Consider the following 14,318-nt stretch of genomic DNA (forward strand, 5'->3'; position numbering starts at 1 on the left):
GTCGGGCTCGGCGAACGGGCGGATCTCAGGCGTCAACGACGGGACTTCCGGTCGTCTCGATCGCGGCGGCGCGGAGCTGCTCGACGGCGGCGTCCGTGGTGGCACGGGCCACCCCGGCGGTCAGTTCGAGCAGCACGGTGGTGGCGAATCCCTCTTTCGCGGCATCGAGCGCAGTGGCTCGTACGCAATGGTCTGTGGCGATGCCGACCACCTCGACCTCGGTGACCCCGTTGGCCCGCAGCCACCCGGCGAGGGTTTCGCCGTTGTCCGTCGCGCCCTCGAAGCCGGAGTAGGCCGCCTGGTGTGCGCCCTTGTGGAAGATCGCCTCGATCCGCCCGGTGGTCAGCTCCGGGTGGAAGTCGGAGCCGGTGGAACCGGCGACGCAGTGGGTCGGCCAGGTGTCGACGAAGTCGGGGTGCTCGCTGAAGTGCGCGCCCGGGTCGATGTGGTAGTCCTTGGTGGCGACCACGTGGTCCCAGCGGTCGCCGGCCTTGTCGAGGACCAGCGAGATGCCCTTGGCCACGGCCGCGCCGCCGGCCACCGGCAGCGAGCCGCCCTCGCAGAAGTCGTTCTGCACGTCCACGATGATCAGTGCGCGTGACATGGATGCCCCCTAGGCGGTGGGAACGATGACGACCGGAATGGCGGGGTCGCCGGCGGAGAGCTTGAGGCCCTCCCACGGAATGGAGATCAGGTTCTGTCGGAGGTGATCGCGCGACTCGGCAAGCGTCGGCGTCTCGAGGATCTCGCCCCCGGCGACGTAGGTGCGCTGGAGCAGCCGGTCGTTGGGCTGGTGATCGGGCACGCACTGGGAGTAGATGATCTCCTCGGTGGCGGTGCCGGTGGGTTTGTGACGACGGATCGCGGTCTTGCGGCCGCCGACGGTCGCCTTGTTCTCCGAGCGCTTGACCACCGGGCGGCCCTCGACCTCGACGAGCTTGTAGACGAGGCTGGCGGTGGGGGCGCCGGAGCCGGTCACCACGGCGGTGCCGGCGCCGTAGATGTCGACCGGCTCGGCGGCGAGGGTGGCGATCGAATACTCGTCCATGTCGCCGGAGACGATGATCTTCGTCTCGGTCGCGCCGAGCGAATCGAGCAGCTCACGGGACTGTTGGGCGAGAACGGACAGGTCGCCCGAGTCGATGCGGACGGCCCGCAGGTCCGGCCCGGCGACCGCGATCGCGTTGCGGATGCCCTGGCTGATGTCGTACGTGTCGACGAGCAGCGTGGTGCTCTTGCCGAGCGCCGCCACCTGGGACGCGAACGCGGCCGGCTCGTCGTCGTGCAGCAGCGTGAACGCGTGCGCCGAGGTGCCGGTGGTGGGGATGCCGTAGGCGCGGCCCGCCGCGAGGTTCGACGTGGAGGCGAACCCGGCCAGATAGGCGGCCCGGGCGGCGGCGACCGCGGCGTGCTCGTGGGTGCGCCGGGAGCCCATCTCGATGATCGGCCGCCCACGGGCCGCGGTGACCATCCGGGCCGCGGCGGCCGCGATCGCGCAGTCGTGGTTGAGCACCGACAGGATCAGCGTCTCCAGCACCACACACTCGGCGAATCTGCCGGAGACGGTCAGGATCGGCGACCCGGGGAAGAACAGCTCGCCCTCGCTGTAGCCCTCGATCTCGCCGCTGAACCGGTAGTCGGCGAGCCACTGCGCGGCCGACTCGTCGACCACCCCGGCCGAGCGCAGGAACTCGATCTCACCCGGCTCGAACCGGAAGTCGCGGATCAGCTCGATCAGCCGCCCGGTGCCGGCGACCACGCCGTAGCGGCGCCCGGTGGGCAGCCGCCGGGCGAAGACCTCGAAGACGCAGCGCCGGTCGGCGGTGCCGTCGCGCAACGCGGCGCTGACCATGGTCAGCTCGTACTGATCGGTCATCAGGGCCGGCGCGATCGTCTCCACGGTCCCACCCTATTGCGCCCGCCGCCCCGCTGTCCTCCGTGGGGCTCGACGCGGCCGCTGACCAGCGGTTGGATGCCTGATTCACCGGTTCGCCGAATCCGGTGGCACCATGGTGGGCATGGCGTTGCCTCAGGTTGCTCCCGTCGAGACGCCGGAGATCCAGGAAGTACCGGCCGAGGACCGGCCGTGGGTGACCATCGTCTGGGACGACCCGGTCAACCTCATGTCGTATGTGACCTGGGTCTTCCAGAAGCTCTTCGGCTACAGCAAGGAAAAGGCCGAGAGGCTGATGATGGACGTGCACACGAAGGGGAAGGCGGTGGTCTCCATCGGCGCACGCGAGCGCATGGAGATGGACGCCAATCAACTGCACGGATACGGTCTCTGGGCCACGGTCGACCGGGGTTGACCGTTGGCGGGCCGGAGAAACAAATCGGCGATCGGGTGGGGTAAAGCACATGTTCCGACGCAGCGGTAGCCACTGTGTTGCCACGTTCGCGCACGATGAGGTGCGGGTCCTGCGCAAGGTGGCCGCTGAGGTGGTCGGTCTGCTGACCGACGGGATGGACCACACCGATCCGGTGGTCTCCCGCCTCTTCCCGGACATCTACCCCGATCGCCCGGAGGACTCGCAGGAGTTCCGTCTCTACACCGAGGGCGATCTGAAGACCAGCAAGATCGACCAGGCGGGCGCTATCCTCGCCGCCCTTCCGGACGAGGGCGAGGGGGAGGTACGGCTGGACGGCGAGGCCGCCGAGGCCTGGCTCCGTGCGATCAACGACGCCCGCCTCGCCATGGGCACCAGGCTGGAGATCAACTCCGACACCGATCTGGGTGACGAGCTGGACCGCGCGGTGCTCGACGATCCGGGGTCGAGCCGGGTCTTCCAGCTGTCGGTGTACGCGTATCTCGGCTACCTACAGGAGTCCCTGCTGAACGCGCTACCCGACATTCAATGATTGCGGGTGTGTGCACCGCCACCGGCCAGGTGGCGAAATGCCACGGTAATGTGAATGCCGTGCTGACCATCGACCGCGCGATCGTCGACGCGATCCTCGCCCACGCCCGCCGGGACCACCCGGACGAGGCCTGTGGCGTCGTCGCGGGCCCGATCGACAGTGACGTGCCCACCCGGCACATCCCGATGGACAACGCCGCGCGCTCGATGACGTTCTACGAGTTCGACTCGATGGAGCACCTGCGGGTCTGGCGCGAGATGGACGACCTCGACGAGGAGCCGGTGGTCATCTACCACTCGCACACCGCGACCGAGGCCTACCCGTCCCGCACCGACGTCTCGTTCGCCGGCGAGCCCAACGCGCACTACCTCCTGGTCTCGACCCGCGAGCCGGACTCCGAGGAGATTCGGTCGTTCCGTATCGTGGACGGCGTGGTGACCGAAGAAGAGGTCAACATCGTGGATGCGACGGTGAAGGCGTGATTTCCGCAGCAGTGCAGTCGTTCATGTTCGGGCAGAGCCCGGCGTCGGTCTTCTACGAGTGTCGCTGCCGCTAACGCGACCCGACCGGACCGACCCTCTCTCTCTTCCTTTCACGACGACTCCTCTAGGAGAAATTCAGCCATGGCCATCGAAGTTCGCATTCCCACCATCCTGCGTAGCTACACCGGCGGCGCCAAGATCGTCGAGGGCGCCGGTGACACTCTCACCGAGCTGATCGACGACCTGGACACCAGGCACAGCGGCCTCAAGGGCCGGCTGATCACCCCCGAGGGTGGCCTGCACCGGTTCGTCAACATCTACGTCAACGACGAGGACGTCCGTTTCCTCGGCGCGCTCGACGCCAAGGTCAAGGACGGCGACTCGATCACCATCCTCCCGGCCGTCGCCGGCGGCGCGCTCGGTTTCGCCGCGGCCGCCGCGCTGCTCGGCGGTCTGTAAGTTCGATGGCTCGTTACGAGAGCCTGCTGGACGCGTGCGGGGGCACGCCGCTGGTCGGCCTGCCCCGCCTCTCTCCGGCGGTGCCCGAGGGGGCGCCGCCGGTGCGGCTCTGGGCCAAGCTGGAGGACCGCAACCCGACCGGCAGCATCAAGGACCGTGCCGCGCTCTTCATGGTGCGCGAGGCCGAGGAGTCCGGGCACCTGCGCCCCGGTGACACCATCCTGGAGCCGACCAGCGGCAACACCGGTATCGCGCTGGCCATGGTGGCCAAGCTGAGGGGCTACCGGCTGGTCTGTGTGATGCCGGAGAACGTGTCCGCCGAACGCACCCAGATCCTCCGGATGTACGGCGCGGAGATCATCTTCTCGCCGGCGGCAGGCGGCTCGAACCAGGCCGTCGCCACCGCCAAGCAGATCGCCGCCGAGCACCCCGACTGGAAGATGCTCTTTCAGTACGGGAACCCGGCGAACGCCCGGGCGCATTACGAGACCACCGGCCCCGAACTGCTGCACGACCTGCCCACGATCACGCATTTCGTGGCCGGGCTGGGCACCACCGGCACGCTGATGGGCACCGGGCGGTTCCTTCGGGAGAAGGTCGACGGCATCCAGATCATCGCCGCCGAGCCGCGGTACGGCGAGCTGGTCTACGGGCTGCGCAACATCGACGAGGGTTACGTGCCGGAGCTGTACGACGCCTCGGTGCTGACCCGGCGGTTCTCGGTCGGCACGCGGGACGCGGTGTTGCGTACCCGTCAATTGATCGAGGTCGAAGGCATCTTCGCCGGTTTCTCCACCGGGGCGGTGCTGCACGCCGCCCTGGCCGTGGCGCACGAGGCGGTCCGCGCCGGCAACCGGGCGGACGTGGCCTTCGTGGTGCCCGACGCCGGCTGGAAATACCTGTCCACCGGCGCCTACGGCGGCACGCTCAACGAGGCCGAAGAGGCCCTCGAGGGTCAGCTCTGGGCCTAGCGGCTAGTAGGACACGGCGAGGTAGAGGTTCGCGGCCATCGGCGGCGCCGCGGCCAGCAGCAACATCCAGGGCAGAGCGCGCTGGTGGATGGCGAGGAACGCGGCCACCACCAGCGCCACGCTCAGCAGGGTGAGTGCGGCGAGCGCCGGTAGGTACCACACCGGTGCTCCGCTGACGACGGCCAGCACCGCGTAGAGGCCGACCGCGACACCGCACAGGCCGAGTCCCGCGCTGTAGACGGCGACCGCGAACATCCGTGCGGAGCCCGGTGGCGGGTCGTCCGGTGCCGGGAACCGGAAGATCACCGGCTCCTCGGGCGCGGACGGGCGGGGGGCGTCCACGGGCATCACGACCCGGGTGGTGGGGACCTGCTCGAGCGCGGTCACGTCGCCTCCATCCGATGATCTTCAAGGCACTCACCCTGAGCAACGCGAATGGATCACCGGACGTGACGGTGCAAACGTGATGAGCCTGGTCATCGTGGCTGCGATGTGCGTTGTCGATTTAGCGACAAATCGATCAGTTGTTAACGTCGAGCGCTGGTCGCGGCGTACGCTTCGCTCCGTGATTGACTGGTCTGACAAGTCCGGCTCGGCCAGGTTGAGGTCGGGCAGCGGCCGGTCGGGTGGGGCAACCCGTTGTGAGCCAGAGGGATCCGGATGCGACTAACCGTTCTCGGTTGTGCCGGCAGTTTCCCCGGCCCCGAGTCGGCGTGTTCGGCCTACCTCGTGGAAGCCGAAGGGTTCCGGCTCCTGATCGACTTCGGTTCCGGGTCGCTCTCCGCTCTCCAGCGGTACTCGGACATGCGTCGTGTCGACGCCATTCTCCTCACCCATCTGCACTGCGACCACATGCTCGACGCGTGCACCTACGTCGTGGTGCGCCGTTACGATCCGGCCGGCCCGCTGCCGGCGGTTCCGGTCTACGCCCCGCTGGGCGCGGCCGAGCGGATCGCCGCGGCCTACAGCACCGAGGGCGAGCCGGTCGACGACGTCTACACCTTCTACGGCCTGCAGCCCGGCACGTTCCCGATCGGCCCGCTGCAGGTCACCGTCGACCGCGTCAATCATCCCGTCGAGACGTACGGCGTGCGCATCGAGCACCAGGGCCGGGTGCTGGCGTACTCGTCGGACACCGCGCCCTGTGAGGCCCTGCTGCGCCTGGCCGCCGGCGCCGACCTGTTCCTCTGTGAGGCGAGTTACCAGGACGGTCTGGTCAACCCGCCTGACCTGCACCTGACCGGTGGCGAAGCGGGCGAGGCGGCGACGAAGGCCGACGTCGGCAGGCTCCTGTTGACTCATCTCGTTCCAGCTTGGGCCAGTGAGGCATCTATTGTGGAGGCGGCTACCGCCGCCTATGCGGGACCGGTCGAAGTGGTCCGCCCCGGCGCCAGATACGATCTCTGAGCCGGAGCGGGGGGTCAGGGACCGGCTGTCGTGACCTTGGAGTTGTTGCATGCGCATCGTTCGCCTGGCCAACTTCGTCACGGTTCATACCGGTGGCCTGCGGACCGCGCTGCGGCAGCTCGGCCGCGGCTATCAGAACGCCGGTCACGAGGCCGTCCTCGTCATTCCCGGCCGTCGCCACTCCGACAAGATGACCCGTCAGGGCCGCGTCATCACGCTGCCCAGCGCCCCGCTGCCGCGCACCGGTGGATACCGTGTGCTCGCCGGCCGCCGTGAGCTGGTCAAACTGCTGGACAGTCTGGAGCCGGACCGGATCGAGGTCTCCGACCGCACCACGCTGCGCTGGACCGGTAGCTGGGCCAGGCAGCGCGGGGTCCGGTCCATGATGGTCTCCCACGAGAGCCTGGCCGGCCTCCTCGGCGTCTGGGGAATGCCGAAACGCGACGCCCTCGCCGACCGGTTCAACCGGCGCACCGCCGAGGCGTTCGACACGATCGTATGCACGACCGCGTTCGCCGCCGAGGAGTTCCGCCGGATCGGGGTGCCCAACCTGGTCGAGGTGCCGCTCGGCGTCGACCTCGACCTCTTCCACCCCGGCCGGATGGACGTCTCGGTCCGGGCCCGTTATGCCCGGCCCGACGAGTTGCTGATGGTCTACTGCAGCCGGCTCTCCGCGGCCAAGCGGCCCGAGCTGGCCGTCGACACAGTGGCCTCGCTGCGCAACGGCAAGGTCCCGGCGGTCCTGGTGATGGCCGGTGACGGCACCCGGCGGACCGCGCTCGCCTATCGTGCCGCCCGGCTTCCGGTCCGGTTCGCCGGGCACATCTCTGAGCGCTCCGATGTCGCCGCGCTGCTGGCCAGCGCCGATGTGGTCCTGTCGCCGGGCCCGGTCGAGACGTTCGGGCTGGCCGCCCTGGAGGCGCTGGCGTGCGGGACGCCCGTGGTGGTGAATGAGCAGAGTGCTCTGCCCGAGGTGGTGGGCGACGCGGGCGTGGCCGTGCCCGGCACCGCCGACGCCTTCGCGGACGCGGTCAGCCGGATCATGGAGCGGCCGCGGGTGGAGCGCAGGGCCGCCGCACGGGCCCAGGCCGAGCAGTACGGGTGGCCGAAATCGGTCGACGGCTTCCTCCAGGCCCATGAGGCGAATCCGGCACCGGCGGCCGGTCTCATCAGGCCGGCGGTGCCGTCCGGGGCGTACCTCAACGGATTGCCCTCACCTCGGCGGGTCGGTTCCCCGGGCCGTGAATCCGGGGCGGACGAAGCGGGCGCCGCACGCTACGCATAAGGTACGTAGCATGGCGCGACCCGACGGCCGTACGGCCGACCAGCTGCGACCGGTGACGCTGACCCGGCGCTGGAGCATCCACCCCGAAGGTTCGGTGCTGGTGGAGTTCGGTAACACCCGGGTGCTGTGCACCGCGAGCGTCACCGAGGGGGTGCCCCGCTGGCGTAAGGGTTCCGGGCTCGGCTGGGTCACCGCGGAGTATGCGATGCTGCCCCGCGCCACGAACACCCGTGGCGACCGGGAGAGCGTCAAGGGCAAGGTCGGTGGCCGGACCCAGGAGATCTCCCGGCTGATCGGCCGGAGCCTGCGCGCCTGCATCGACCTCAAGGCGCTCGGCGAGAATTCGATCGTCCTCGACTGTGACGTGCTCCAGGCCGACGGCGGTACCCGTACGGCCGCGATCACCGGCGCGTACGTGGCGCTGCACGACGCGGTCACCTGGCTGGCCGACCGCAAGTCGCTCGCCGGCAAGGTGGAGAAAGTGCTGCACACCTCGATCCAGGCGATCAGCGTCGGCATGCTCGACGGTGAGGCCCGCCTCGACCTGAACTACGACGAGGACGTCACGGCCGAGGTCGACATGAATGTGGTCTGCACCGGCGCGGGTGACTTCGTCGAGGTGCAGGGGACGGGGGAGAACGGCGTGTTCCGTAGGGCGCAGTTGGACGCGATGCTCGATCTCGGTGTGCTCGGTTGCGCCGAGCTGGCCACTCTGCAGCAGAAGGCGCTCGCCGCGTGAGCGCAAGACTTCTGCTTGCCACCGGTAACAAAAAGAAGCTCGTCGAACTGCAGCGCATCCTCGATGTCGCGCTCGGTATGGCCCGGATCGAGCTGGTCGGTCTCGGTGACTTCCCCGGCTACCCCGACGTGCCGGAGACCGGCCTCACCTTCGGTGAGAACGCGCTGATCAAGGCCCGTGAGGGCGCCAAGCGCACCGGCCTGCCCACGGTCGCCGACGACTCCGGCATCGCGGTGAACGCACTGAACGGCATGCCCGGCGTGTTCAGCGCCCGCTGGTCCGGCACGACCGGCGACGGCAAGGACGACGCCAACCTCGATCTGCTGCTGGCACAGATCTCCGACGTGGCCGACGAGCACCGCGGCGGGGCGTTCGTCTGCGCCGCGGCCCTGGTCCTGCCGAACGGACGCGAGCACCTGGTGGAGGGCCGCCAGACCGGCCGGCTGTTGCGCAGCCGGCGCGGCGAGGGCGGTTTCGGTTACGACCCGATCTTCGTCGGGGACGGCCAGGACCGTACGAATGCTGAGCTCAGCCCCACCGAGAAGGACGCCATCAGCCACCGTGGCAAGGCGTTCCGCGAGCTGGCGAAGGTGATCGCCAAGGAGTTGCCCCGCTAGTCCCGCACCATCGTCAGGAGACGGTCCAAGACGTGTTCCTCACGTCCCAGGCCGTCGTGGGCGTACTCGTTGGTCACCCACGGCCGGAGGTTCCCGATCCGCGCCGCGGTGGCCAGCGACATGTCCCGGTCGACGTACATGTCGTCGAAGTAGACCGCGGCCGCCACCGGCACCTCGTTGGCGGCCAGCCGGTCGATGTCGTACAGCGGCGTCCAGTCGGCCTTCTCGGCCAGCCGGGACGCCGCGCCGGCGAGCGGGACCAGGGCCGGGTCCTCCCCGAACAGCCACGGGTAGATCATCTCCCCGGTGAACCGGACCGGTCCGCCGGCTGCCAGATCGAAGGCCGGGAACTCGGCACGCACCCGGTGCGCCGCCCACCCGGTGGCCGCCCCCTGACCGTAGATCGCCTCGTGCAGCACCGCGAACAACGGCTGCTCGGCGAAGGAGATCGCGGCGTCCACCCGGCGCAGGAACAGTTCCGACAGATCTCCGCCGACGAACGCCTCTTCGAGCAGGTGGTGCAGCAGGTCGAAGCGGGCGTTCGAACCCAGGTGGATGCCGAGCGTCTGGAACCGGCGCGGGGTGAGCCGGTCCCCGGCGGGCAGCCGGGCATCCTGTTCCCCCAGCGCGTCGACGACCCGCCGGGCGATCGCCTCGTCCTCCGGATACCGTGCGAAATACCGCTCGTTGTGCGCCAGCACCCGCGGATAGGCGGCCCGGTAGACGTCCTCCGCCGTCGCGGTCAGCCCCGGCAGGCCACCCGTGATGATCACCTCGCGGAGCCCGTGCGGCGCGAAGCTGAGGTACGTGACCGCGCAGAACCCGCCGAAACTCTGCCCCAGCACACTCCACGGCCGATCCCCGGCCAGATGGGCACGCAACAGCTCGGCGTCGGCCACGATGCTGTCCGCCCGGAAATGCGCCAGATGACCGGCCACATCCTCGACCCCGGCCAGCGTCTGCCGGGTCAGCGGGGTGCTGCGCCCGGTGCCCCGCTGGTCGAGCAGCACCACCCGGTAGTCACGTGCCGCCCGGCGCAGCCACACCGGCAGCTCCCGCGGCGACCGGTGCCCCGGACCACCCTGCAGATAGAGCAGGAACGGCCGGCTTTCCGCCGCGGACCCGGCCTCCCGCACCTCCCGCGCGAAGATCTCGATGCGCGGTCCGTCCGGCTCCGCATGATTCAGTGGTACGGCCAGAGTGTGCCCGGCGAAGACGAGCCCGGAGTGACGATGAATCATCCTCCGAGCCTGCCGTATCGACGGCGACCATCGGCACCCCGGTTCTGACCAGCCCGCAACTCGAAAGCCGGCCCGTCGCGAACCGAAAGAGAATCTCGCCGCGGATCGAAAGTCCAGCGCTCGCGAAACGTAACCGAAACCCGGTAGCGTGAGGGCCGTGAACCCCACTGACCTGCTCCCCAGACACGCCGAGCAGCTCATCGCGGCCGCCCTGGAGGACACCCGCGTGGTGCTGGTCAGCGGCGCCCGCCAGTGCGGCAAGAGCACCCTCGTCCGCCTGACCGCCGGCGATCGTGCCGCCGAACGCCGCGACCTCGACCGTGAGCAGGACCGGGCGGCGGCGCGGGCCGACCCGACCGGCTTCGTGGCCTTCGACGACCTGATGGTGATCGACGAGATCCAGCGCGTCCCCGACCTGCTGCTGGCGATCAAGGTGTCGGTCGACGAGGACCCCCGGCCCGGCCGCTTCCTGCTGACCGGATCGTCGAGCCTGTTCGGCCTGCGGGCCGCACCGGACGCGCTGCCCGGCCGGATGGAGACGGTCGAGTTGTGGCCGTTCTCGCAGGGCGAGATCGACGGCACCCCGGACGGTTTCATCGACACGGTCTTCCGGCTCGGCCCGGACCTGCGCCACGAGTCCACGGTGACCCGCGCCGACTACGCGAGCCGCATCGTGCGCGGCGGCCTCCCGGAGGCGGTCGCCCGGACCGACGCGCGCCGCCGCGGCCGGTTCCTGGACGGATACGTGCAGGCACTGATCGACCGGGACGTGCGTGAGCTGGCCCGCATCGAGCAGGCACCCCAGCTGCGGACACTGATCCGGCTGCTGGCCGCCCGGTCGGCGTCCCTGATCGTGCCCGGCGCCCTGGAGTCCGACCTGGGGCTGAGCCGCCCCACCATCGCCCGCTACATGCAGCTGCTCGAAGAGGTCTATCTGATCAAGCGGATCCCCGGCTGGTCGCGGAACCTGGGCAGCCGGGTCACCCGCGCACCGAAACTGGTCTTCGTCGACTCCGGCATCGCCGCCCAGCAACTGGCCGTCGACGCGCACGCGCTGTTGCGCCCGGGGCAGCCGTTCGGGCCGCTGCTGGAGGGCTTCGTCGTGGCCGAGCTGGCCCGGCAGGCCACCTGGTCGGACGAGATGGTCGACCTCTACCACTACCGCGACCAGAACAAGATCGAGGTGGACGTCATCCTCGAGAACCGGCAGCGCCAGGTCGTCGCCATCGAGGTCAAGGCCGCGTCCACGGTCCGCTCCGACGATTTCGCGGGCCTGCGCCGGATCGCCGACCGGCTCGGCGACGACCTGATCGCCGGCATCGTGCTCTACACCGGGACCAGCACGCTGCCGTTCGGTGACCGGATGCGCGCCGTCCCGATCAGTGCCCTCTGGGAGTCGGCTTGACCTTGCCCTTGGGGGAGGGCCCAGCATTTCGGTACCGGTCACGGTGGCCGGCATCCGATACCCGGTCACGGTGATCAGATCTGGTCGCGGTGGCCGGGACGGGGATTCGGGGTGAGGGGGACGTGTGCCTGAGCTGCTGACGATCGGTGTGTTCGCCCGGGCGGCCCGGCTGTCGCCGAAGGCGCTGCGGCTCTACGACGATCTCGGTCTGCTGCGGCCCGCCCAGGTCGACGACGACTCGGGCTACCGGCTCTACGCACCGGAGCAGCTCGACCAGGCCCGCCTGATCGCCTGGCTGCGCCGGCTCGGCATGCCGCTGGAGCGCATCCGGCAGATCGGTGAGCTGCCCACCCCGGAGCAGGCGGCGCAGATCGGCGCCTACTGGGAGCAGGTGCTCGCCGAGACCGCCGAGCGCGGCCGGCTCGCCACCTTCCTCGTCGACTATCTCTCCGGGAGGGGCAGCGCGATGGGCACACTGGGGATCCGCTACGCGGCACGTTCCGAGACCGGCCCGGTCCGTGACAGCAACGAGGACACCGCCTATGCGGGGCCGCGGCTGATGGCGGTAGCCGACGGGATGCGCGGCCCCGGCGGTGACCGGGCGAGCGCGGCGGCGGTCGACGCGCTGAAAACATTGGAGACCGCCACGGTCGCGGCCGACGACCTGCTCGGCTCACTCGCCGAGGCGGTGCGGGCGGCGGCCCGCTCGGTCGGCGAGATCGACGGCGACACGGCCACCACGCTGACCGCCCTCTACTGGTCCGGGTCACGACTGGCGCTCGTACACATCGGCGACACCCGCGCCTACCGGCTGCGTGACGGCGAGCTCAGCCTGATCACCGTCGACCACACGTATGTGCGGTCGCTCGTCGAACAGGGCCGGCTCACCGAGGCCGAGGCAGCCGTCCACCCACAGCGGTCACTGCTGGTCAAAGCCCTTACCGGTACGGGTGACGAAACCCCCGACCTGTCCCTGCACGAGGCCGCCGCCGGTGATCGCTATCTGCTCTGCTCCGACGGCCTCGCCACGACGGTGCCCGAGCCGGAGCTGCGGGCGGTGCTGGCCGGTCCGGGCGACCCACGGCAGATCCTCGACGACCTGTTCACCCGTGCCTACGCGGCCGGCGCCCATGACAACGTCGCCGCCGTCGTCGCCGACGTGGTGCCGGCGTGAGAGCGGCCCTCGCCGACCGCCGCCCGCTGCACGTTCCCGCCTTCCGCCGCTGGTGGGTGGCGTCCCTGGTCACCGCGGTCGGCGGCTCGTTCAGCGTGGTCGCCGTCCCCGCCCAGCTCTACGCGATGACCGGCACATCCGCGGCGCTCGGCGGCTCGGCGATCCTGTCCTTCGCCGGCCTGGTGATCGGCGCACTGACCGCGGGCACCCTGGCCGACCGCTGGGACCGCCGGGTGGTCCTGCTGGCCGCACAGTCCGGCCTCGCGGCCACCTATGCGGGCCTGTGGGTGCAGGCCTCTCTGGACGGCCCGCTGCCGATCCTGCTGGCGCTGGTGACCTGCCAGGGTCTGACCTTCGGCGCGATCTCCACCACCGCGGGCGCGGTCCTCCCACGCCTGCTGCCGGCCGAGCTGCTGGCCGCCGCGAACAGCTTGAACTCCCTGGTCCGCTACGGCGGCTGGATCCTGGGCCCACTCCTGGGCGGCCTGCTGATCCCGGTAGCGGGCCTGAACACCCTCTACCTCTGCGACGCCGCCGCCCTGCTGGCCGTCCTCTGGGCGGTGCTCCGCCTACCCCCTATGCCACCGACCGCACAGACGCCCCGGCCCGCGGCATCGACGCCCCGGCCTGCGGCATCGAGTGCATCTGGGGACGGTTCGGTGGAGCAGTCTCGGCCCGTCGCAGCAGCGGGCGGAAGTTTGGTGCAGTCCCGGCCCGCCGCAGCGGCGGGCGGGTCCCAGGACGGTTCGGTGGCGCAGTCCTGGCCCGCCGCAGCAGCGGTCGAATGTCGGGACGGTTCGGTGGCGCAGTCTCCGGTATCCGCGGCGGCGGGCGCATCGCGGGACGGTTCGGTGGTGCGGTCTCGACCATCCACGGCGGCGGGCGGGTCTCGTGACGGTTCGGTGGCGGGCGTAGACCGATCGGCGCGGGCCGGCCGTGGCCTCCGCGGTGGCCTTCGCCATCTGCGGACGAGTCGTCTGCTGATGGCAGTTCTGGCGGTGGACCTGGCCGCGATGGTTCTCGGTATGCCGGTGGTGCTCTTTCCGGAGTTGGCCCGGCACACCTATGGCGATCCGGTCGGCGGCGGTCCGGTGCTGGGCCTTTTCTACGCCGCCTACCCAGCGGGAGTGATCATGGCCGGGCTGTTCTCCGGCAGGTTCACCCGGGTGCGCCGTCCCGGCCGGACGATGGCCTTCGCCGCGATGGCCTGGGGCGCGACGGTGATTCTGCTGGGCCTGACGACTCACCTGTGGGTGGCGCTGGCAGCCCTGGTGCTCGGTGGCGCGGTCAATTTCGTGCTGAGTACGCATCGCAACGCGATCACGCAGGCGCACACCGACGATGCTCTCCTCGGCCGGGTCCAGGGTCTGCTCACGGTGGTGCTGACGGGCGGCCCACAGCTGGCGAACCTGTTGCACGGTGCTGCCGGAGCGGTGATCGGCCCACGTCCGGCAATCATCGCCGGCGGCCTGCTCACGATCGTCGCGGTGGCGGCCACAGTCCGTGCCGCCCCCGAACTGAGCACTGTGGAGCAGACCCACCAGTCGACCGCGTAGCGACGGCGTGAGGGCACATCCGACGGCTAGCCAAATAACGGCGGAGTGCAGTAACCAATCAGAAGGGCCACCCCTTGGGCAGCGTGTAGCGCACCAGACAGCCGGCCACTTAACGGAAGCGGC

Annotated in this window: 15 protein-coding genes and 1 pseudogene; 12 read left to right on the forward strand and 4 right to left on the reverse strand. The window is 70.1% G+C overall.

From position 1 onward, the window contains the following. Nucleotides 1-25 precede the first annotated feature (25 nt). Both BC793_RS22775 and BC793_RS22780 read right to left on the reverse strand, forming a co-directional pair. On the reverse strand, nucleotides 26-604 hold the full coding sequence (locus tag BC793_RS22775; RefSeq protein WP_109595429.1) for a nicotinamidase: 579 nt from the start codon (nucleotides 602-604) through the stop codon (nucleotides 26-28). A gap of 9 nt (nucleotides 605-613) precedes the next feature. Continuing rightward, on the reverse strand, nucleotides 614-1,900 hold the full coding sequence (locus BC793_RS22780; protein ID WP_109595431.1) for a nicotinate phosphoribosyltransferase: 1,287 nt from the start codon (nucleotides 1,898-1,900) through the stop codon (nucleotides 614-616). 118 nt (nucleotides 1,901-2,018) lie between these two features. Here BC793_RS22780 and clpS point away from each other — a divergent pair, with 118 nt between their 5' ends. The 5 genes and pseudogenes from clpS (at nucleotide 2,019) to BC793_RS22805 (ending at nucleotide 4,771) form a co-directional block, all read left to right on the forward strand. Beyond that, nucleotides 2,019-2,309 carry an ATP-dependent Clp protease adapter ClpS gene (clpS, locus tag BC793_RS22785; protein ID WP_106315234.1) on the forward strand — a complete coding sequence of 97 codons (291 nt, stop codon included), beginning with the start codon at nucleotides 2,019-2,021 and terminating at the stop codon, nucleotides 2,307-2,309. A gap of 49 nt (nucleotides 2,310-2,358) precedes the next feature. Continuing rightward, nucleotides 2,359-2,859 (forward strand): DUF2017 domain-containing protein, encoded by a 501-nt coding sequence (locus tag BC793_RS22790; protein ID WP_109595433.1) that lies wholly within the window; start codon nucleotides 2,359-2,361, stop codon nucleotides 2,857-2,859. A gap of 59 nt (nucleotides 2,860-2,918) precedes the next feature. Next, nucleotides 2,919-3,415, forward strand: a pseudogene (locus tag BC793_RS22795) (M67 family metallopeptidase). Between the two features lie 67 nt (nucleotides 3,416-3,482). Then, nucleotides 3,483-3,800 carry a MoaD/ThiS family protein gene (locus BC793_RS22800; RefSeq protein WP_109595435.1) on the forward strand — a complete coding sequence of 106 codons (318 nt, stop codon included), beginning with the start codon at nucleotides 3,483-3,485 and terminating at the stop codon, nucleotides 3,798-3,800. A gap of 5 nt (nucleotides 3,801-3,805) precedes the next feature. Continuing rightward, nucleotides 3,806-4,771, forward strand: coding sequence for a PLP-dependent cysteine synthase family protein (locus tag BC793_RS22805; protein ID WP_109595438.1), 966 nt, complete (start codon nucleotides 3,806-3,808; stop codon nucleotides 4,769-4,771). A gap of 3 nt (nucleotides 4,772-4,774) precedes the next feature. On the opposite strand, the gene BC793_RS22810 is transcribed toward BC793_RS22805, so the two are convergent. Continuing rightward, nucleotides 4,775-5,158 (reverse strand): hypothetical protein, encoded by a 384-nt coding sequence (locus BC793_RS22810; protein ID WP_109595440.1) that lies wholly within the window; start codon nucleotides 5,156-5,158, stop codon nucleotides 4,775-4,777. Between the two features lie 273 nt (nucleotides 5,159-5,431). Between BC793_RS22810 and BC793_RS22815 the strand changes: the two genes are divergently transcribed. Genes BC793_RS22815 through rdgB form a run of 4 tightly spaced genes read left to right on the forward strand, consistent with a single transcriptional unit; the run spans nucleotide 5,432 to nucleotide 8,819 of the window. After that, the gene (locus BC793_RS22815; protein WP_109595442.1) at nucleotides 5,432-6,178 is read left to right on the forward strand and encodes an MBL fold metallo-hydrolase; all 747 of its coding nucleotides are present in this window, start codon (nucleotides 5,432-5,434) and stop codon (nucleotides 6,176-6,178) included. Nucleotides 6,179-6,227: 49 nt separating this feature from the next. Continuing rightward, entirely contained in the window at nucleotides 6,228-7,463 is a 1,236-nt protein-coding gene (locus tag BC793_RS22820) for a glycosyltransferase (protein WP_109595444.1), read from the forward strand. Between the two features lie 10 nt (nucleotides 7,464-7,473). Next, complete coding sequence (gene rph / locus BC793_RS22825; RefSeq protein WP_109595446.1) at nucleotides 7,474-8,202, forward strand: ribonuclease PH; 729 nt, start codon at nucleotides 7,474-7,476, stop codon at nucleotides 8,200-8,202. Then, nucleotides 8,199-8,819, forward strand: a complete 621-nt coding sequence (rdgB, locus tag BC793_RS22830) for an RdgB/HAM1 family non-canonical purine NTP pyrophosphatase (RefSeq protein WP_109595448.1) — start codon at nucleotides 8,199-8,201, stop codon at nucleotides 8,817-8,819. The genes rph and rdgB overlap by 4 nt, the downstream gene beginning before the upstream one ends. Here the strand turns inward: rdgB and BC793_RS22835 are convergent. Then, nucleotides 8,816-10,060: an alpha/beta fold hydrolase gene (locus BC793_RS22835; RefSeq protein ID WP_109595450.1), complete on the reverse strand. Its 1,245-nt coding sequence runs from the start codon at nucleotides 10,058-10,060 to the stop codon at nucleotides 8,816-8,818. The two genes, rdgB and BC793_RS22835, sit on opposite strands and share 4 nt — an antisense overlap. A gap of 157 nt (nucleotides 10,061-10,217) precedes the next feature. Here BC793_RS22835 and BC793_RS22840 point away from each other — a divergent pair, with 157 nt between their 5' ends. From BC793_RS22840 to BC793_RS22850, 3 genes are all read left to right on the forward strand, one after another. Further along, nucleotides 10,218-11,465 carry an ATP-binding protein gene (locus BC793_RS22840; protein ID WP_203896347.1) on the forward strand — a complete coding sequence of 416 codons (1,248 nt, stop codon included), beginning with the start codon at nucleotides 10,218-10,220 and terminating at the stop codon, nucleotides 11,463-11,465. Nucleotides 11,466-11,589: 124 nt separating this feature from the next. Further along, the gene (locus BC793_RS22845; protein ID WP_203896346.1) at nucleotides 11,590-12,639 is read left to right on the forward strand and encodes a MerR family transcriptional regulator; all 1,050 of its coding nucleotides are present in this window, start codon (nucleotides 11,590-11,592) and stop codon (nucleotides 12,637-12,639) included. After that, nucleotides 12,636-14,195 (forward strand): MFS transporter, encoded by a 1,560-nt coding sequence (locus BC793_RS22850; RefSeq protein WP_109595452.1) that lies wholly within the window; start codon nucleotides 12,636-12,638, stop codon nucleotides 14,193-14,195. Before BC793_RS22845 ends, BC793_RS22850 begins: the two co-directional genes overlap by 4 nt. Nucleotides 14,196-14,318: the final 123 nt, after the last annotated feature.

The organism is Actinoplanes xinjiangensis (assembly GCF_003148685.1).
Taxonomy (GTDB): Bacteria; Actinomycetota; Actinomycetes; order Mycobacteriales; family Micromonosporaceae; genus Actinoplanes; species Actinoplanes xinjiangensis.

Coding starts and splice junctions, on each gene's coding strand:
- BC793_RS22775 (WP_109595429.1), bottom strand. CDS start 604: ATGTCACGCGCACTGATCATCGTGGACGTGCAGAACGACTTCTGCGAG.
- clpS (WP_106315234.1), top strand. CDS start 2,019: ATGGCGTTGCCTCAGGTTGCTCCCGTCGAGACGCCGGAGATCCAGGAA.
- BC793_RS22790 (WP_109595433.1), top strand. CDS start 2,359: ATGTTCCGACGCAGCGGTAGCCACTGTGTTGCCACGTTCGCGCACGAT.
- BC793_RS22800 (WP_109595435.1), top strand. CDS start 3,483: ATGGCCATCGAAGTTCGCATTCCCACCATCCTGCGTAGCTACACCGGC.
- BC793_RS22805 (WP_109595438.1), top strand. CDS start 3,806: ATGGCTCGTTACGAGAGCCTGCTGGACGCGTGCGGGGGCACGCCGCTG.
- BC793_RS22815 (WP_109595442.1), top strand. CDS start 5,432: ATGCGACTAACCGTTCTCGGTTGTGCCGGCAGTTTCCCCGGCCCCGAG.
- BC793_RS22820 (WP_109595444.1), top strand. CDS start 6,228: ATGCGCATCGTTCGCCTGGCCAACTTCGTCACGGTTCATACCGGTGGC.
- rph (WP_109595446.1), top strand. CDS start 7,474: ATGGCGCGACCCGACGGCCGTACGGCCGACCAGCTGCGACCGGTGACG.
- BC793_RS22835 (WP_109595450.1), bottom strand. CDS start 10,060: ATGATTCATCGTCACTCCGGGCTCGTCTTCGCCGGGCACACTCTGGCC.